This is a genomic window from Neobacillus camarae, from assembly GCF_054950115.1.
In genome coordinates, this window is record NZ_JBUCKX010000005.1 from 290,189 (window position 1) to 307,720 (window position 17,532).

Genomic DNA, 17,532 nt, shown 5'->3' on the forward strand with positions numbered 1-17,532 from the left:
GGAAAATCTTTTAAAAGGGGGAAAGAGAAATGGATAGCTCAAAAGTTGTCAAATTGGCGGAGGCCGAAAAAGGAAATGTCATTAAAATCACTTCGATTCATTTGGATGGTGTTCTAAGAAGGAGACTATTGGATTTGGGATTTGTGGCGGGTGCAGACGTTGAAGTGGTCCGGAAAAGTCCGTTAGGAGACCCGATTGCCTATCGTGTCAGCCAGACCACGATTGCCCTGAGAAAAGAGGAAAGCATGAAGATTGAAGGGGAACTGATGTCCTATGGGAAGTGAATACCGCATTGCCTTAGCCGGAAACCCCAACACCGGTAAAACCACGTTATTCAATGCATTAACCGGACTAAGGCAGCATACCGGAAATTGGGCGGGAAAAACGGTGGGCCTAGCCAGCGGTACGGTCGAGTATAAAGACAAGACATTTCATTTAATCGACCTTCCCGGGACGTATTCCTTGTTTTCAAACTCCACGGACGAAGAAACAGCAAGAAACTACATTGTGTTCGAACAGCCTGATGTCACGCTCGTCGTGTTGGATGCCACCTCATTGGAACGGAATCTTAACCTGGCATTGCAGGTATTGGAAATGACCAAAAATGTGGTTATTTGCATCAATTTAATCGATATGGCCGAGCAGCAAGGAATTCGTATAAATGAACGGATGCTCACCCGCAAACTTGGGGTTCCGGTCATTAAGATTTCAGCGAGAAACAAAACTGGATTTCCATTGCTGTTGGATACGCTTGACCGGATCGTGTCAAGCAAGATTGAATGCCAGCCTATGCCGATTACCTATTCTGAGGAAATCGAAAAGCAAATCAGCAAAATTGAGCCGAAAGTCAGGGAAATCATCGGTGACCGATTATCCTCCCGCTGGGTGGCGCTCCGATTGTTGGATGGAGATGAAACCCTGCTTCAAGAATTAAACAGATATTTGGCCAAAGAGGGGGCAAGGTAAATGGGAATCGACCAGTTGCTTTTAGAAGCAAAAGAATTGTCAACTCCCAAGCTAAGGGACGACATCGTCCAACAATTATATGACCACAGCCGCCAACTATGCCGGCAAGGAATCACCTATACAAAGGATAAGAAGGACCTTAGAACGGAAAAACTCGACCACATTCTGACTTCGCCGATTTTTGGATTTCCCATCATGTTGGTGATGCTGGCCGTAGTATTTTATATCACGATTGCTGGCGCGAATGTACCTTCTTCGCTGTTAGCTGAATTCTTTGGTTCATTAGAAACGTACTTAACAGGATTTTTACAGTACCTGCATGCGCCAGATTGGGTCAATGGTATTTTAGTCTTGGGATTATATCGGGGCACCACATGGGTCATCAGTGTGATGCTGCCGCCGATGGCGATCTTTTTTCCAACGTTTGCCTTGCTGGAGAATTATGGCTATCTTCCGCGCGTCGCGTTTAACATGGACCGAATTTTTAAACTGGTCGGCGCCCACGGGAAACAATCATTGACAATGGCGATGGGATTTGGCTGCAATGCCGCCGCCGTGATCTCGACCCGAATTATCGAGTCCCCTCGGGAACGGATGCTTGCCATCCTGACGAATAACTTTGTTCCTTGCAATGGCAGGTGGGGAACATTGATTTTACTGGCCTCGTTATTTATGGCAGCCAATTTTACGGGTGGGGTCAAATCGCTCGTGACCACGGCCGTCATTATCGGAATTGTTATGTTTGGAATCATTGTTACATTCTTCGTATCATGGCTTCTATCCAAAACTGCGCTAAAAGGGGTACCGACCCATTATACACTGGAACTGCCGCCATACCGCAGGCCCAAAATATTCGATACGGTAATTCGTTCTTCACTGACAAAGTCATGGTCGGTACTGGTAAGGGCAGTGAAGGTGGCAGCGCCTGCCGCCATCCTTACCTGGGTGTTTGCCAATATCTATGTCGGCGATACCAGCATTTTGATGTATGGGGTACAGTTCTTGGATCCGTTTGCCAAGCTGCTTGGCCTTGATGGTTACATTATGATGGCATTTATTTTGGGGCTTCCGGCCAATGAAATCGTGCTGCCGATTTTGTTAATGGGCTATCTGTCGACGGGTTCCTTAACGGAAGTAGACAGCATGGTTGATTTGAAGAGAATATTTATAGAACATGGCTGGACCTGGCTGACGGCATTGAATATGATGTTGTTCTCCCTGTTGCATTATCCATGCGGGACAACGTTGATCAATATTTATAAAGAGACGAAAAGTAAAAAATGGACGTTTATGGCTTTTGCCATCCCGACCGTGATTGCCATCGTGGTGCCTCTCGTAATTACCCAGACGGTCAAATGGGTCGGGATTATTTAATCGGTTCCCCATTTCTTGGTTTAATTTGTGTCCCATTAACCAATAATGTGATAGTCAGCAATCTTTAACGAAATGAGGGACATTTCATGGCCGAGATTCAAGTGGGCGAAATTTTTACCATCAGTGATGAAAATAACGAGGAACAGGAAGTCGAAGTGTTAGGTGTGATGACCATTGACGATTCGGATTATGTGGCGGTAGGGTTTGTCGAGGACATCCGCCAGGAAAATGAAGAAGATATTGATATCTTTTTCCTGAAGGTCGATGAGGACGGCGATTTTTCCGCTATCGAAAGCGATGAAGAATTTGATAAGGTCTCATCGACGTTCGATGAAATGATGGATGAAGAGATGGAAGATGCGTAAGAGGGGGCAGACCCTCTTTTTTTTATTGGCAAACAAAGGTCTTGGAACATTGGAAAATTTAAGTATGCATAAAAACGAACAGGGAATAATGTTAGAAGAATGAAAGAAAAAGGAGGATATAATGTCTATTTTAGAAGGGACCAAGTATCAAATTTCCAAAGTGATTCAAGGGAACTTTAATTCGGCTGAATCGTTAACCGTCACCGACAATAATGGCGTTACGGTTCAATTTACCCTGAGTGATGGGAAAGGCCATGGGGCTATGCCGATAGACCATTTACATTATCTGCTGAAACGATCGAATTTAACGGTTATTCCACATAAACGGACACTGCTTGCTACAGGCGAAGAGGAACAGATTAGTTAACATTAAATAGAGAAACAAAAAAACCCTTCCCTAACTGTTCAGGGAAGGATTTTTCAATTCATTATGCTGGAGATGTCCCAACGAAAGTACCATTTATAAAGACGTATACAGATGCAACTCCATCAGCACTGGTGAAAGGAACTCCAACCATAGTTACACCTTCAGCTGGAAGGACAACTTCGATTGTATGTGCACCATTCCAAGTATATCCTGTAGCCAATAGTTCAGCTTTTTTAGCCTTAAATTCTTCACTGCTTAAGAACTTGGCAACTATTATATTTCTCTCAGCTCCTGTAATAGGACCAAGTTGGTGACAAGTGCAATCTTCGTCTAGTCCTGCAGCTTGAACTGGGCTTCCAGTTACAGTAAACAATGCTAAAGCAACTAAAACTCCGAAAATCAAAGATACTACTTTCTTCATCTGTTTTCCTCCTCTGGTAATAAGTGTCTATTATTCTATTACTCTATTCTCCTTCTATCGACATTATCCTTCAATAATTGCTGAAATTCATTCGACAAAAGGGGGGTTTTTTGACAATTCGGTGTCCTGCACCCATTTTGTTGTTATTTTTTGAAAAATAATGTCTAATAATGGTATCACATTTTGCAGAAGGGGAACAGGCCATGTGGGTTTTTATCATTGTCTTTTTGGTTTATAATTTGCTGATTTATTATATAGGCTGGAATGGCATAAAGTGGATGACAACGGTTTTTGGCAGCATACACAGACCATTAAAATACTTGTATTCAATTATTTTGGTTATGTTTGCCTATTCGTTTATTATTGGCCGCTGGGCAGGGGAAAACGACTTTATCAACTGGGCCGGCGCCATCTGGCTCGGGTTGTTCTGTTTTTTACTCTTATTGCTGCCGCTTGCAGACCTAACGGTTTTTTTGACCAAATACACGAAAATAGCCAAAGATAAAGCCATTAAATGGTCGGGCATCGTAACGATATTGGTGACGGCATCCTTATTCATGGCGGGTGTCTACACGGCCTATCATCCTGTTGTCACCACTTATCACATCAAGATATCTAAGCATGTTGAAGGAAAAAAGAATTACAAAATCGTGATGGCCTCGGATTTGCATTTTAGTTACATGATTGGCAGCGGTCAGGCCGAAAAACTGGTAAAAAAGATTAATTCCTTAAACCCTGACCTTGTCCTATTGCCTGGAGATATCATTAGTGATGATATCGAGCCCTATCTGGATGAGGGGATTCCGGTTATTTTAAAGAAAATGAAGGCGCCGGTCTACGCCTCTTTAGGAAATCACGACCGGGAAGATCCGGATGTTGACCTGATCTCAATTTTTAACAACAGCGGAATGACAGTATTGGCCGATGAAGTAGTTGAACTGGATAATGGTATTACCCTGGTGGGAAGGAAAGACAGGGGCTATCAGGATGTGAAGCGGATGGGCTTAACGGAACTCATGAAGCCGGTAAACCCAGTGAAACCCGTCATTTTACTGGAACACCAGCCATATGACCTGGACATCGCTAAAACAAATGGGGTCGACCTCATGGTTTCAGGCCACACCCATCAAGGACAAGTATTCCCAGGAAACCTTGTTACCGATAAAATTTATGAAAATGATTGGGGTTACTTGAAGAAAGACCAGCTGCACAGCATTGTGTCAGCCGGGTATGGATTTTGGGGAACACCGCTTAGGCTTGGGACTCTATCGGAAATAGTCCAGATTGACATCCGCTTTGAATAATTAAAATAAAGATCTAGTCGGAATTGTTTCAGTACCGATTAGATCTTTTTATTTTCCAGTATTTAGCAGGAACAATTCTCAGCCATAAAGAATATATAAATAGTTTAGTCTGCCAGTCTCATAGTTTTATTTGTAAGCGCATACATTGTGACTATATGCCTATCCAATATTCGGAAATTTGAAGGAGGAATCCGGTTTGAACATTAGTCAAATTCTATTAAACACGGCAAATGAAGCTGCTTCACATCCAGCCATTGTTTTTAGAAATGCAAGCTTAACCTATCAAGAACTGGCAGAACTAGTAAAAGTAAAAGCAACAGGACTGCAGAAATATGGGCTGAAAAATGGTTCCCATGTAGCCCTAATGATGACCAATAAGCCAGAGTATGCCGTTGCCTACTTTTCCCTGTTAGCCATTGGCGCAACAGTGGTGCCGATTAACCCGACATTCAAAGCCAGTGAAATCATGTATATCTTAAATGATTCTGAGGCAGAGGCCATAATCGTCGACGAAGTCGGGCTGTCTGAAGTGAAAAAGTCAGTGGCAGAACTAGCAACGGTTAAACAAATATTCTCCTTGCCACCTGAAGAATCGTTTATTCATTGGGAAGATATCAGCGGCAATCCGGCAGATTTCTGGCCGGAACCAAAGGACCGAGATGACGATGCCCAAATCATCTATACATCCGGGACAACAGGAAAACCTAAAGGGGCGATGATTACCCATGGGAATCTGGAATGGATGTCGCAAACCAGTGCGGACATTTTAGAGTTAACCAAAAACGACAGGGTCTTGGTCGTTCTACCGTTATTCCATGCCTATGCCAAACTGCAGGGCCTGCTGCAATGCGTGCTTAGGGGCTGCACCATTTACCTTGAGGAACGGTTTATTCCTGATGTAATCCTGCAGCGGATCGCGGAAAACAAAATCAGCGTATTTCTTGGTGTGCCGACCATGTATACGATGTTTGTCCATTCTCCCAGAATTAAAGAGTTTAATTTTTCTAGTCTGAGGATCGCCGGTTCCGGAGGCGCCAGTTTGCCGGTTGAAATTTTAGAAAAAGTAAAAACAGAAATGGGCGTGGAAATTGGCGAGGGTTATGGCCAGACAGAGAGCACGGTGATGATTAGCTGTTTCCCGAATGAAATCGGCAAAAAACCGGGCTCAGTTGGAGTGCCGTTACCAGGCATTGAACTCAAAATAGTCGACCCTTCCGGAATTGAAGTACCGCAAGGGGAAGTGGGAGAGATCATTTTTAAAGGCCCGAATACGATGAAGGGCTATTACAAAAAACAAATAGAAACTGATGAAACCATCAAAGATGGATGGCTCTATACCGGGGATTTGGGCCGGCAGGATGATCAAGGCTATCTTTATATTGTCGATCGCAAAAAGGACATGATCATCCGGGGTGGATACAATGTGTACCCGAGAGAAATAGAAGAGGTCCTATATACCCACCCTGAAATCGTGGAATGTGCGGTCGTCGGTGAGTCCGACCCCGTTTTCGGGGAAGAAGTGGCCGCCTATGTCGTGACAAAATCAGAGCGGACCCCTGAGGAAATTGTTGATTTCTGCAAACAACAACTGGCCCACTATAAAGTTCCAAGGAAAATCTATTTCTTAAATGAACTGCCGAAAACAACAACCGGCAAAATCCTGAAAACACCATTAAGGAAAAAATAGTGCTTGTTGAACGGCTCAATTTTTTATGAGGACAAAACTCAACGTAAAACAGCCCAAAAATCTTATGGGCTGTTTTTTTGTTGGCTCTGTTAAACGATTGGGTTGTTTTTTCTCCCTGTTGATTGGAGCGGATAAGCTCGACTCCTGCGGTACTACGGGTCTGAGGAGACTCTCCCCCGGGCACTCCCACGGTTCGCTGAGCGCCTGGAGCGGAAATCAACAGCCATATTTATCAGAGCTTTTTTTATCAAATAAACCCTAAACCGGAAATTTGCCGCTGAAAAACGCAACTGCTATGATTTAATAAAAAGTAAACGTAAGGAGTTCCGCCACATGATTAGCAAAATTATTTTAGATGATATGGAAATCGATGTGTATCAATACGATGAAGAAAAAGTAAACGGTTTGCAAAAAATATCCGTTCTATTTAAAGTAACCAGCGAACAATATCATGATATCACCACCTTGCTTTACAAAGGAACCTTTCTGGTCCAAGTGCCGGAGCGTGATTTAGCCTTCACTGGGGCTATCCACCAGTACTACACGTCTTTTACCAATTTATACGAAAAAGACCAAGTGGCAGATTTTTCGTTGTCCTTGCTGGAAGTGAGAGAAGGGAACACAAAATGAAATTGAGCATTTTAGATCAAGCGCCAATCTCCGCCAATCAAACTGCACAACAGGCCTTGAATGAATCGTTGAAACTGGCCCAAGCCGGTGAAAAGTTTGGATTTACCCGTTACTGGATCGCTGAACACCACGATTTGCCAGGCCTTGCTTGCCCCGCTCCTGAAGTCATGCTTGGCTATATCGGGGCCAACACAGAAAAGATTCGGATTGGCTCCGGTGCTGTTCTATTGCCCCATTACAAACCTTACAAAATCGCAGAGGTGTTTAATCTCCTGGCTACCCTGTTTCCAAATCGGATTGACCTTGGTATTGGCCGGGCTCCCGGCGGGTCCGCTGAAGCGTCGAACGCCTTATCCGATCATTTTTTGCAAAATGTATGGGGATTTCCGGACAAATTTAAGGATTTGCTGCACTTTTTGGACAGGGATTTCCCTGAAGGCCATGAGTTTGCTAAATTATCGGCCGCACCTGTTCCACCAGCAGCTCCGGAAACCTGGCTATTGGGAACAAGCAAAAAAAGTGCGCTTCTCGCAGCAGAGCTTGGATTGCCTTATGTATTCGGCCAATTTATGAGCGACAATGAAGGGGAAGCCATCATCCAGCAATATGTGGCCAACTACAAGGAGCGTAAACAAGGAGACAAACCCAATTGTATCGTCACCGTTTCCGCCATTTGCGCTGAAACTGATGAACGGGCGGAGGAGGTTGCGTTAAGCAGCCTGATTTGGACATTACAAAGCAGCAAGGGAGAACGGGATCCGGGAGTTCCCTCCATTCAGCAAGCGAAATATTATGAGTTGGATGATAAGGACAAGGAAACGTTGAATAAAATAAGGCAAAGGGTATTGATTGGCGGACCGCAGAAGGTTTATCAAAAGTTGTCTGAGATTCAAGCTAAGTATCTAGCGGATGAAATTATGATCGTAACCATTACCCACGACCCTAAAGACCGTGTACGTTCCTACGAATTAATAAGCCAAACCGCAACATTGAAATAAAAAAGTCCGCAGCCATCATGATGGCTGCAGACTTTTTTCTAAGGTTTAAGGGTATAGTATTTTAAAGGACTTTCTTGGGAATCCTGCAGTGCCTGGGCAATCGTCCCTGTCAGACTTAGCGACCCTTGGGCATCAAGCCCGGCCTCCCAGAGCATCATCCCGCCGAATCCGTTATCAAGTGCCAAGGCGGTTTTTTTCTTCATGGTTTCGGAACCATTATAGTAATAGGTTGTGCCATTCATTTCCACCGTATCACCGGCAGCGTTAGCCGGATTTTGTTTAATAATCGCTGCAAATGAAACTTGTTTGCTATTCTGGTCCTCCGGCTGGGCATAAAACGGCACCCCTAAGACCAACTTTTCTTTTGGATATCCGTTTTGCTCAAAGAAAGAAGACCAATAGTTTACGATTTTCTCTGCATACGGATAGGGGGATAAATTTGCCGGATGATAGCCATCATCATACTGTCCGTCATAGGCCATAATATTCACATGGTCCACATATTGGAACATCGACGGCTCGTATTGGACAAAATTGGTTGCGGTTAACGTTACCGCGTGAACTTTGGCATAAACGGCAATAGAGAGTTCCTTCCCCTCAGGATGCAGCCGTTCGCTGAGTTCTTTTGCAAAAGCGGCCAGGTACTGGGCATCCTCAGCCGAATGGGGGTGTTCAAAGTCAATATCTATTCCATCCAACTGTTCCCGTTCTGCAAAACTGGCAAGCTCATTCACCAGATTAGCCCGCGACTCAGGATTGGCGATAGCCGGTTTAAAATAATCATAAGATTCGCCGCCATTCATGTGGTACCAACCGCCGATTGCCAGCATCACTTTCGTATTGGATTCCTTGCCCTTAGACACAACGGTCCTTAGGTTTTGCAACGCTTGATCTCCTGTAAGCGCAAAACTGCCATCCTGGTTTGGATGAGCGAAGGAAAAAATGACATGGGTCAAACTCTTATAATCTATCATATTCGGATCGCGAAAATCCTGGACATAACCAATTAAAACCTTTGATGACGTTTTGTCCACCTTGGGTAATGATTTTTCTGTTAGATTCATCTTTTTTTCCGGCACTTGTTTCGCTGTTATACTGTTACCAGCTGATTGATCATGGCCGGAAAATAAAACTCCCGTTAGGATCCCTCCAACGAAGGCAACCGCAATTATTATTGCCAGGAGGAGATAGCGTTTTTTCATTCCAATATTCCTCCTATTTTTTCACCAATATAAAAATTGTATCAGAAATAGGAAGGAGAATTGGCTGGTAATATCCGCCTTTTGTCTCAGTGCAGTCCAATATAAATTAAAACTTTGTTCATGGCTTGTTCATAAAGGTTTGGTAAAATAAGAATAGGCATTCATGTCCTAGTCTGCCAGTCTTGGTAAAAAATAGCCTCGTGAAGGATTTTTGAGGAACAGGAACACAATAATATAAATGCGAATATTAGCTTTAGCACAAGAATCGAGGGAACAATCATGAAAGAATTTAAACCGCCCAAAAAACCGATCATCTTTTATTATGGAATCGCCATCGTGATCCTTTTGCTTTTGAACAGTTTTATTTTTCCGGCGATTATGGAACGTTCTGTAAAAGAAGTCGATTATGGGACATTTTTAAATATGGTGGAAGCAGGCAAAGTAAAAGAAGTAGAAATTAATGACAACACGATTATGTTTAAACCCGTCAATACCAATCAGGCGAAGCTGTATAAAACCGGAGCGATTGATGATCCGCAACTGGTTGACAGGCTACATAAAGCCAATGTCAAATTCACCAAAGTCATACCAAGGGAAACCTCTCCATTGTTGAGTTTCATCTTGTCATGGATTCTTCCATTCCTCATCTTTATTGCCATCGGACAGTGGCTGATGAAGCGGATGCAAAATCGTCTGGGCGGGGGAAGCGGGGCGCTCTCTTTCGGCAAAAGCAATGCCAAAGTCTATGTGGAGGCCCAGACAGGCATCACTTTTAAAGACGTGGCGGGACAGGATGAGGCGAAGGAAGCCCTGCAGGAAATCGTCGACTTTCTCCATAATCCCAAAAAATACCGCGAAATTGGCGCCAATATTCCGAAAGGGGCATTGCTCGTGGGACCTCCAGGTACCGGTAAAACCCTTTTGGCCAAGGCTGTGGCGGGAGAATCCAAAGTACCGTTCTTTTCCATCTCGGGCTCTGAATTTGTGGAAATGTTTGTCGGTATGGGGGCAGCAAGGGTTAGGGATTTATTTAAGCAGGCCACAGAAAAAGCCCCATGCATTGTGTTTATTGACGAAATTGATGCCATCGGGAAAAGCCGTAATTCCGGAATGATGGGCGGCAACGATGAACGGGAACAAACTCTCAATCAGCTATTAACGGAAATGGACGGGTTTGACCCGGATAAAGGCGTGGTCATCCTGGCGGCTACCAACCGGCCAGAAACTCTTGATAAAGCCCTTCTAAGGCCAGGACGGTTCGACCGCAGGGTACCGGTAGAATTACCTGATCTTGCCGGGCGCGAATCGATCCTCAAAGTCCATGCCGCTAAGGTTAAACTCGAGGACAATGTGGATTTTAATGTGATTGCACGGGCCACATCCGGTGCATCCGGAGCAGACCTGGCCAATATAGTCAATGAAGCAGCCCTTAGAGCGGTTAGAATGGGCCGGACAAAGGTCAACCAGAGCGACCTGGAAGAGTCTGTGGAGGTTGTGATTGCCGGTTACCAAAGGAAAAACGCGGTTATTTCAATGAAAGACAAATTAACGATTGCGTACCACGAAATCGGCCATGCATTGGTGGCAGCCAAGCAGAGCCATTCAGCGCCTGTCCATAAAATCACCATCATCCCAAGGACTTCCGGTGCATTGGGCTACACGATGCAAGTCGATGAGCATGAAACTATTCTGATGTCGAAGGAACAGGCATTGGATAAGATTACCACCTACATGGGCGGCCGGGCGGCAGAGGAGATTATCAATAAAACCATTACCTCAGGAGCTTCTAATGATATTGAACAGGCCACCAAAATTGCCAGAGCGATGGTCACCCGATTCGGGATGAGTGAAGAATTCGACATGATGGCACTTGAAACCGTCAATAATCCTTATTTGGGCGGCGATACCTCCTTGTTGGTATCCGCTGAAACTGCTTCAAAGATTGACGCAGAAGTATTGAAGATCATTAAATCCTCTCATCAAAAGGCCATTCAGCTTTTAGAAGCTAATAAAGACAAATTACATGAATTAACGAAATACCTGTTAGAAAAAGAAACCATTACCGGCGAAGAGTTCATGAAGATTTTAGAAGGTAAACTGGTAGAAATATAATACAGAGAAAAACCTTGAGTACTGGAGCACTCAAGGTTTTTTTCTATTTCAAAAATAACTTTATTTTCTTGAGCCCGTCTTTCACATTTGGATAGCGGAATGGTATATCGAAACGGGTGGTCTGTTTTAAGACGCTTTTTTTATGGGAAAACGTTTCAAAGCTGCCTTTCCCGTGATAGGAACCAATTCCGCTGCTTCCAACACCGCCAAACGGCAGGTGCGGGGAAACGAAATGGTAGACAGTATCATTCACACAGCCGCCGCCAAACGAAACACTATCCAACACTTGTTGCTGCACACTGGAGTCTTCCGTAAAGATATAAAGTGCCAGCGGTTTCGGGTGTTGATGAATTCCTTGGACCACCTCAGTTAAATGGGAATATTCCAAAACCGGGAGAATGGGACCGAAGATTTCATCCTGCATCACAGGGTCGTCCCACGTAATGTTCGTTAATAAGGTAGGTTCTATCATAAGTGCATCCGGTTTTGTTTTTCCGCCAATCGCCACTGTACCATTATCAAGAAAAGCGGTTAATCGGTTGAAATGCCGTTCACTGACGATGTGAGTAAAATCTGGATTGTTTAGCGGTTCGGCACCATATAGTTCCGAGATGGTTTCTCGAAACTGACGCAAAAACTCATCTTTTATACTTTTATGAAGATAGAGGTAATCAGGGGCAATACAAGTTTGTCCCGCATTGGTAAACTTGCCCCAGGCGATTCGTTTTGCCGCCAGCTTGATATTGGCGTCTTCATGCACAATGCAGGGGCTTTTTCCGCCCAGTTCCAATGTCACTGGGGTTAAATGTTTGGCCGCCGCTTCCATGATAATCCGGCCGACGGGCACACTGCCGGTAAAAAAGATATAGTCGAATTTTTCGTTTAACAGAGCCTGGCTTGTTTCCACACCACCCTCGATCACGGCGATATATTCTTCAGGGAATAGCTCACTGATTAATTTTCCCAACAATTCAGATGTGGCAGGGGTCAATTCTGAAGGTTTGATGATCGCACAATTGCCGGCTGCAATGGCCCCAATTAACGGCGCTACAGCCAATTGAAAAGGATAATTCCATGGTGCGATAATCAGTATGACACCATATGGCTCGGAGTAAATGTAACTTTGTGAACCCACATGGGTAATCGGGGTTTTGACCCTTTGCGGCTTGACCCAAGAATCCAAATGTTTAATTGTAAACCGCAGTTCTTCCAGAACAAAACCGATTTCCGCTGTATAGGAATCAAATTCGGATTTATTCAAATCGTCCCGTAACGCATCCATCAACTGCTGTTCATTTTGTTTAACCGCCATTCTTAACTTTTGAAGAGCGTCCAACCGAAAGTTGAGGGCTTTAGTTTTTCCTGTATGAAAAAAAGCCGTTTGCTTTGCTGCTAACTCATGATAATTTTCCATCTAGTCACCTCCTTAGATAAACCTGACTATGCCTTAATGGATTCATAAAGGGTAAAAATATCATCCTTAAACAGGATTTTGGGTACCGGATAGAGGGGATTGGCTTCGTTCAAAGCCCGCTCCACCATAACTGGGAGGTCGCTTTCCTTAATAGAATCGATTTTCTTCTGTATTTCCATTTTTTCATTCAGTTCTTTAATGGCCTCTATAAAGGCACGGGCTTTTTGCCCGTCCGCAGCACCAGGCTGACCGAGTCCGACCAAATCAGCTAACTCAGCCAGAGGTTTATGGACCGATTCCCCGTAATATTCCAGTACATAGGGCAAAATAACCGCATTGGCAAGCCCGTGTGGGACAGAATAGAACCCTCCTAATGTATGGGCAATGGCATGGACATAACCGACGTAAGCCCGGGTGAATGCCATCCCTGCCAGATAAGCGGCCCTCTGCATATTGGCCCGGGCTGCAATATTGGTGCCGTTCGTATAGCACTCATATAGGTTTTCAAAGATTAACGTGACAGCTTCTTTGCTGTAACGGATCGTTTCATTGGTGTTGCTCTTGCCGATATAGGCCTCGACAGCGTGCGTTAAGGCATCCATTCCCGTTGTGGAGGTAATATGCTTTGGCAAATTCACAGTCAATAGGGGATCCAGTACGGCAAAATGCGGGATAAGGGCTGTATCCATTATGGCATATTTTTCATGGGTTTCGCTATTCGAAACCACCGCAGCCAACGTGGCTTCGCTTCCCGTTCCGGCTGTGGTTGGAATGGCAAACAGCGGAGGGATTTTTTTCATGACTTTTAAAACGCCTTTCATTTGGGGAATAGGCTTTTTAGGCCGGGTCACCCGCGCCCCAACCCCTTTGGCGCAATCCATCGGCGAACCGCCGCCAAAAGCCACAATTCCCGTGCAATTATTAGTTTGATAGACTTTAAGGGCATCCTCGATATTATCAATCGTTGGGTTAGGGACCGTTTCGTCATAGACTACAAAACGGATGCCTTCATCCTGTAAACCTTGAAGAAAACCATCCATTAGCCCGACGTTGACAATTCCTTTATCTGTTACAATTAAAACGCTTTCAACACCTTGCTGTTTAATCAGTGCCGGCAGTTTTGTTAAACTGTTTTCTCCTGTCAGCAGCTCCGGTTCTCGCCAAGGCAAAAAGGAAGAGGTAAACTTCATAACGCCTTGAAAAGTCCTGCAAAAAACCTTATACATATAAAAAATACCCCCTCAGATTAGTGTGATTTTGTACGTATTCATGCCTCTATAAATGATACGTTATCGTACTTAGAGAAGCTGTGTCAAGTTATATTTTCCAAATATATTTAAAATTCAGTTAATTTATCCCAAAAAAGTGACTAAATCATAATAAATGAGGTAATTGTCGAAAGAATTGTGGCAATCATGTCAATACCCCCGCCAAAATAGATATTTTTCATCGGGGGCATTGACATGCGTGTTGCAAAATTAATACGGAAATTGAGAGGAATAGTTGCTAAATTGCTTGTAGGCTTGATCAAGTTTCTGTTGCTCTTCTGCTTCTAGTTTATACCAGCCGTTTTGAAACATGAGGTTATACATTTGCCGGGAGCTTTGATGCGTCTCATTCAAAATTTGCAGCAAATCCGAATATAGCTGTTCATGGCTGGCTTCACGGACAGCAATATTTAGGCTATCGGTCAAATATTTGCAAGTGCTAAGACCGTCATTAATAAAATCACGGTCGTTCATTTCTGGTGTTTTAACCTTTGGCAGCTGTCCTGTTTGTGGATTGGCAATCTTATTGCTGTTTTGACTTTGCTGGTTTTGCATGATGGGAACCTCCTTTTGATTTTTGCTTGCTAATTCAGCTGGGTGTTCGGCAAGTTGGCCATGGCTTCATTGTTATTGACTTGGAGATGTGCCAAGATTCTCTGAAAATGATCCTGGTGCATTCTTCCGGCTTGATCGAGAGCTTGTTTAATTTCTTCATTGCTGACCTGTTGGGCCATAAAATGGAACTTTTTGAAAGCCAAAAGTTCCCATGATAAGGCATCTTTTAAATAAAGAATGTCTTTTGTCGTAATCGCCTGCGGCGGGTTTGGGATTGGGGGTTGGGTATTTTGCATAAAAAATGCTCCTTTCGTTCTACTATCATGTATAGGATAAACAAGGATGAGTCTATTTATGTAATTAATTCATCCAGTAGTGGCGCAATTTGTTAAAACAATAAGACTTTTGTTGGAATTCGTCGATTCTAATCGAAAAAACGTTCCTTTCGTTGTATAATAGGGGAATGTAGCGATAGTTTCCTAAAGAAGGAGGATAACATTTTGAATTTAGCATTAGCTATTTTGTTCGGAGGATCAGCTATATTATTGCTCGTATCCATTTTTATGACGAAAAAAGCACAGATTAAAGAAAATAAACAGATTGATTTAATCCATGTATCGGTAATGAAAGATGTAAATGAGATTAGAGAGTCGATTCGCAATCTCGAATTGGACCTTGAAGTTGTAACAAAGGAATCTGGCCTTCAACTTTCTGAGGATGAAAGAAAATTGAAGCGCGAAGCACTAGACTTATATAAACGCAACTACTCGATAAAAAGCATTGCCGAGATGAAAGAGCTATCTGAGCGTGAAGTCGAATATCTCCTTGCGCCTTATCTGTCCGAAAGGGAAGAAAGGAGACAGGCATAAATGAAAATAAATCTTGTTAGCAGTTTTGCCGCAGGGATCTTTATCGCTACAGGTATTCTTGGAACGGTTTATTGGACCGGGGATAGCCAAGTCTCAAAAGCTGCTTCTAAATCGACGCAAAAAGTTGAACTTTCCGAAGAAGAAATGGTTAACAAACTGACAGCTGCCGGTTATACCATCCAAGCTAAAACAGAGAATAACCCGAGTCCACAAGCGCAAACCGATCAGCAAGCACAGGCAGCTGCTCCTGCTGCAACCGATACAAATCAACCTCCAACCCAAGTCGTTGTCAATGTGACGGAAGGTATGGGGAGCATTGATGTCGGCCGTGTCCTAAGAGACGGAAAACTCATCGACGATGCGTTTCAGTTTTCTAAAGATATAGAACAAAGAGGTTTGGTTAACAAATTAAGGTCAGGAACTTATACAGTGGACAGCAGCATGTCCTATGACCAAATTATCACAACGATATACGGAAATTAATGTTTATGCACCTATGGCAAACTGCCATAGGTGTTTTTATTTTGTTTTCTACAATGATTAGACAGCCCTTTCTTCATTATGCTTTCTAATTTGCCAAATAGCCCCCACGAATACAAAACAGGGGAATAAACTGTTTAATATGGTGACTATTGCAAAAAGGAAAGAGGATGTGTGGTTTATTTGAAGGTTCAATGGATGGAAGAAGTGGCCCCGGATTATTTATTTATAACCCACGCACAAATGATTGAGCATCATTTAACCGAAAATGCACGATATATACTCCATATCGGCAAATGGCGGAAGAAGATGATTGTGAAGCAAACGGACCTTATTGACGAACAGTCAATTGGATTAAGCACACAGTTAGCTTTGCCTTTTGATATTCCTGATTTAAGCTATGAGCTTGTGGTAAACGAACAGGAAATCCACTTTGGACCAGTAATTGGAATGGTTTTGACTGGCCATAATTTTACGAAAAAGAGGCTGAGGAGATTAGCACCGTATTTTAAACAATATCAAAAAGTCAATGGCATGGTGTTGTTATGTTACTGGGAGGATTTCGACTGGGACACAAAAACCGTCAAAGGACTTTGTTACTATCCTACCAATGATTATGAGCCAAACTGGATAGAGGGCACTTATCCGCTACCAGCTGCGATTTATCTTCGAAAAAAGCCGCCAAAAAGTTTAAGGAAAAAAGTATCAAAAACTTTTGCCGGCAAGATTTTCAATTCATACATGTTTGATAAATGGGAATTTCATTCTGCTATGTTGGACTCAGAACAAACAAGGTCTTATGTTTTGCCCACCTATCAATATAAAGATGCAGCACAGCTAATTGAAATCCTTAACCTCCATCCAGAGGTTTACCTAAAACCTCAAGATGGATCTTTGGGATATGGTATTTATAAGGTTGAAAAAAAACAAAGCAACTATGAAATTACCTTTGCAAATGGACAAAGACAAATAGCCAAGGAACGCGGCCTGAAGCAATTCTGTGACCACGTAATGGAATCCGAGGATTATTTAGTCCAAGAAGCCGCCAAATCCACCTATAATCGAAGAGTAGTTGATTTCCGAGTAATCATGCAAAAGAACGGAACAAATGAATGGCAATGTACTGGAATTTTAGGAAGATATGGTCAACCACGTATTATCATCACTAATGATGCCCCCATTCATGTAAGTGGAGAAGAAGCCCTACAAACCGTATTTAATCTCGAACCAAACGAAGCGGCCGAAAAACTGGAAGAGCTGATTCAAATTTGCAAAAAAGTTTGTCTGCAATTGGAAGATAAGTTTGGTGTGTATGGCGATTTGGGCCTCGATGTAATACTTGATGAGAACCTAAATGCATGGGTATTAGAGGCAAATAAATTTCATGAACATAGGTTCATACAGGAGGTTGACCAAGAATTATATGAAAAAACCGTAAGCACTCCTTTGTTATACGCGAAAGCTTTGGCAGGGTTTGGATATTCCGTGGATAAAGACAAATAGGGGAATGAAAAAAAGAG

At 43.3% G+C, this 17,532-nt stretch carries 19 protein-coding genes; 13 read left to right on the top strand and 6 right to left on the bottom strand.

Annotated elements, in window-relative coordinates:
- Window positions 1-29 precede the first annotated feature (29 nt).
- The 5 genes from ACY8D0_RS26245 (at window position 30) to ACY8D0_RS26265 (ending at window position 3,072) form a co-directional block, all read left to right on the top strand.
- Window positions 30-284, top strand: coding sequence for a FeoA family protein (locus ACY8D0_RS26245; protein ID WP_462413403.1), 255 nt, complete (start codon window positions 30-32; stop codon window positions 282-284).
- The gene (locus ACY8D0_RS26250; protein ID WP_462413404.1) at window positions 274-966 is read left to right on the top strand and encodes a FeoB small GTPase domain-containing protein; all 693 of its coding nucleotides are present in this window, start codon (window positions 274-276) and stop codon (window positions 964-966) included. Before ACY8D0_RS26245 ends, ACY8D0_RS26250 begins: the two co-directional genes overlap by 11 nt.
- Window positions 967-2,340, top strand: a complete 1,374-nt coding sequence (locus tag ACY8D0_RS26255) for a nucleoside recognition domain-containing protein (protein WP_462413405.1) — start codon at window positions 967-969, stop codon at window positions 2,338-2,340.
- A gap of 86 nt (window positions 2,341-2,426) precedes the next feature.
- Entirely contained in the window at window positions 2,427-2,705 is a 279-nt protein-coding gene (locus tag ACY8D0_RS26260) for a DUF1292 domain-containing protein (protein ID WP_462413406.1), read from the top strand.
- A 121-nt stretch (window positions 2,706-2,826) separates the two neighbouring features.
- Window positions 2,827-3,072, top strand: a complete 246-nt coding sequence (locus tag ACY8D0_RS26265) for a hypothetical protein (RefSeq protein ID WP_462413407.1) — start codon at window positions 2,827-2,829, stop codon at window positions 3,070-3,072.
- Window positions 3,073-3,133: 61 nt separating this feature from the next.
- Here ACY8D0_RS26265 and ACY8D0_RS26270 read toward each other — a convergent pair whose 3' ends face one another.
- A complete protein-coding gene (locus ACY8D0_RS26270; protein WP_462413408.1) occupies window positions 3,134-3,493 on the bottom strand; it encodes a hypothetical protein in 360 nt (119 codons plus the stop codon).
- A gap of 203 nt (window positions 3,494-3,696) precedes the next feature.
- Here ACY8D0_RS26270 and ACY8D0_RS26275 point away from each other — a divergent pair, with 203 nt between their 5' ends.
- From ACY8D0_RS26275 to ACY8D0_RS26290, 4 genes are all read left to right on the top strand, one after another.
- Window positions 3,697-4,797, top strand: coding sequence for a metallophosphoesterase (locus ACY8D0_RS26275; protein WP_462413409.1), 1,101 nt, complete (start codon window positions 3,697-3,699; stop codon window positions 4,795-4,797).
- A 196-nt stretch (window positions 4,798-4,993) separates the two neighbouring features.
- The gene (locus ACY8D0_RS26280; RefSeq protein WP_462413410.1) at window positions 4,994-6,484 is read left to right on the top strand and encodes a long-chain-fatty-acid--CoA ligase; all 1,491 of its coding nucleotides are present in this window, start codon (window positions 4,994-4,996) and stop codon (window positions 6,482-6,484) included.
- A gap of 333 nt (window positions 6,485-6,817) precedes the next feature.
- Complete coding sequence (locus ACY8D0_RS26285) at window positions 6,818-7,114, top strand: DUF3219 family protein (protein ID WP_462413411.1); 297 nt, start codon at window positions 6,818-6,820, stop codon at window positions 7,112-7,114.
- Window positions 7,111-8,112 (top strand): LLM class flavin-dependent oxidoreductase, encoded by a 1,002-nt coding sequence (locus ACY8D0_RS26290; protein WP_462413412.1) that lies wholly within the window; start codon window positions 7,111-7,113, stop codon window positions 8,110-8,112. The genes ACY8D0_RS26285 and ACY8D0_RS26290 overlap by 4 nt, the downstream gene beginning before the upstream one ends.
- 38 nt (window positions 8,113-8,150) lie before the next feature.
- Here ACY8D0_RS26290 and ACY8D0_RS26295 read toward each other — a convergent pair whose 3' ends face one another.
- Window positions 8,151-9,314: a glycosyl hydrolase family 18 protein gene (locus ACY8D0_RS26295; protein WP_462413413.1), complete on the bottom strand. Its 1,164-nt coding sequence runs from the start codon at window positions 9,312-9,314 to the stop codon at window positions 8,151-8,153.
- Between the two features lie 279 nt (window positions 9,315-9,593).
- Between ACY8D0_RS26295 and ftsH the strand changes: the two genes are divergently transcribed.
- Window positions 9,594-11,426: an ATP-dependent zinc metalloprotease FtsH gene (ftsH, locus tag ACY8D0_RS26300; RefSeq protein ID WP_462413414.1), complete on the top strand. Its 1,833-nt coding sequence runs from the start codon at window positions 9,594-9,596 to the stop codon at window positions 11,424-11,426.
- 43 nt (window positions 11,427-11,469) lie between these two features.
- On the opposite strand, the gene ACY8D0_RS26305 is transcribed toward ftsH, so the two are convergent.
- The 4 genes from ACY8D0_RS26305 to ACY8D0_RS26320 form a co-directional block, all read right to left on the bottom strand.
- Window positions 11,470-12,840, bottom strand: coding sequence for an aldehyde dehydrogenase (locus tag ACY8D0_RS26305; protein WP_462413415.1), 1,371 nt, complete (start codon window positions 12,838-12,840; stop codon window positions 11,470-11,472).
- A 26-nt stretch (window positions 12,841-12,866) separates the two neighbouring features.
- Window positions 12,867-14,066, bottom strand: a complete 1,200-nt coding sequence (locus ACY8D0_RS26310) for an iron-containing alcohol dehydrogenase (protein WP_462413416.1) — start codon at window positions 14,064-14,066, stop codon at window positions 12,867-12,869.
- Between the two features lie 252 nt (window positions 14,067-14,318).
- Complete coding sequence (locus ACY8D0_RS26315) at window positions 14,319-14,663, bottom strand: spore coat protein (RefSeq protein ID WP_462413417.1); 345 nt, start codon at window positions 14,661-14,663, stop codon at window positions 14,319-14,321.
- Window positions 14,664-14,692: 29 nt separating this feature from the next.
- Window positions 14,693-14,959, bottom strand: a complete 267-nt coding sequence (locus ACY8D0_RS26320; RefSeq protein ID WP_462413418.1) for a ferritin-like domain-containing protein — start codon at window positions 14,957-14,959, stop codon at window positions 14,693-14,695.
- 204 nt (window positions 14,960-15,163) lie between these two features.
- Between ACY8D0_RS26320 and ACY8D0_RS26325 the strand changes: the two genes are divergently transcribed.
- From ACY8D0_RS26325 to ACY8D0_RS26335, 3 genes are all read left to right on the top strand, one after another.
- Window positions 15,164-15,532 carry a hypothetical protein gene (locus ACY8D0_RS26325; protein ID WP_462413419.1) on the top strand — a complete coding sequence of 123 codons (369 nt, stop codon included), beginning with the start codon at window positions 15,164-15,166 and terminating at the stop codon, window positions 15,530-15,532.
- Window positions 15,533-16,015, top strand: a complete 483-nt coding sequence (locus tag ACY8D0_RS26330) for an aminodeoxychorismate lyase (RefSeq protein ID WP_462413420.1) — start codon at window positions 15,533-15,535, stop codon at window positions 16,013-16,015.
- Window positions 16,016-16,195: 180 nt separating this feature from the next.
- Complete coding sequence (locus tag ACY8D0_RS26335) at window positions 16,196-17,515, top strand: YheC/YheD family endospore coat-associated protein (protein WP_462413421.1); 1,320 nt, start codon at window positions 16,196-16,198, stop codon at window positions 17,513-17,515.
- Window positions 17,516-17,532: the final 17 nt, after the last annotated feature.

What these genes read in the sequence shown, in the direction of transcription:
- ACY8D0_RS26245 (WP_462413403.1), top strand. Translation starts at nt 30, where the DNA reads ATGGATAGCTCAAAAGTTGTCAAATTGGCGGAGGCCGAAAAAGGAAAT.
- ACY8D0_RS26315 (WP_462413417.1), bottom strand. Translation starts at nt 14,663, where the DNA reads ATGCAAAACCAGCAAAGTCAAAACAGCAATAAGATTGCCAATCCACAA.
- ACY8D0_RS26270 (WP_462413408.1), bottom strand. Translation starts at nt 3,493, where the DNA reads ATGAAGAAAGTAGTATCTTTGATTTTCGGAGTTTTAGTTGCTTTAGCA.
- ACY8D0_RS26260 (WP_462413406.1), top strand. Translation starts at nt 2,427, where the DNA reads ATGGCCGAGATTCAAGTGGGCGAAATTTTTACCATCAGTGATGAAAAT.
- ACY8D0_RS26290 (WP_462413412.1), top strand. Translation starts at nt 7,111, where the DNA reads ATGAAATTGAGCATTTTAGATCAAGCGCCAATCTCCGCCAATCAAACT.
- ACY8D0_RS26295 (WP_462413413.1), bottom strand. Translation starts at nt 9,314, where the DNA reads ATGAAAAAACGCTATCTCCTCCTGGCAATAATAATTGCGGTTGCCTTC.
- ACY8D0_RS26330 (WP_462413420.1), top strand. Translation starts at nt 15,533, where the DNA reads ATGAAAATAAATCTTGTTAGCAGTTTTGCCGCAGGGATCTTTATCGCT.
- ACY8D0_RS26305 (WP_462413415.1), bottom strand. Translation starts at nt 12,840, where the DNA reads ATGGAAAATTATCATGAGTTAGCAGCAAAGCAAACGGCTTTTTTTCAT.
- ACY8D0_RS26265 (WP_462413407.1), top strand. Translation starts at nt 2,827, where the DNA reads ATGTCTATTTTAGAAGGGACCAAGTATCAAATTTCCAAAGTGATTCAA.
- ACY8D0_RS26250 (WP_462413404.1), top strand. Translation starts at nt 274, where the DNA reads ATGGGAAGTGAATACCGCATTGCCTTAGCCGGAAACCCCAACACCGGT.
- ACY8D0_RS26310 (WP_462413416.1), bottom strand. Translation starts at nt 14,066, where the DNA reads ATGTATAAGGTTTTTTGCAGGACTTTTCAAGGCGTTATGAAGTTTACC.
- ACY8D0_RS26275 (WP_462413409.1), top strand. Translation starts at nt 3,697, where the DNA reads ATGTGGGTTTTTATCATTGTCTTTTTGGTTTATAATTTGCTGATTTAT.
- ACY8D0_RS26255 (WP_462413405.1), top strand. Translation starts at nt 967, where the DNA reads ATGGGAATCGACCAGTTGCTTTTAGAAGCAAAAGAATTGTCAACTCCC.
- ftsH (WP_462413414.1), top strand. Translation starts at nt 9,594, where the DNA reads ATGAAAGAATTTAAACCGCCCAAAAAACCGATCATCTTTTATTATGGA.
- ACY8D0_RS26320 (WP_462413418.1), bottom strand. Translation starts at nt 14,959, where the DNA reads ATGCAAAATACCCAACCCCCAATCCCAAACCCGCCGCAGGCGATTACG.
- ACY8D0_RS26285 (WP_462413411.1), top strand. Translation starts at nt 6,818, where the DNA reads ATGATTAGCAAAATTATTTTAGATGATATGGAAATCGATGTGTATCAA.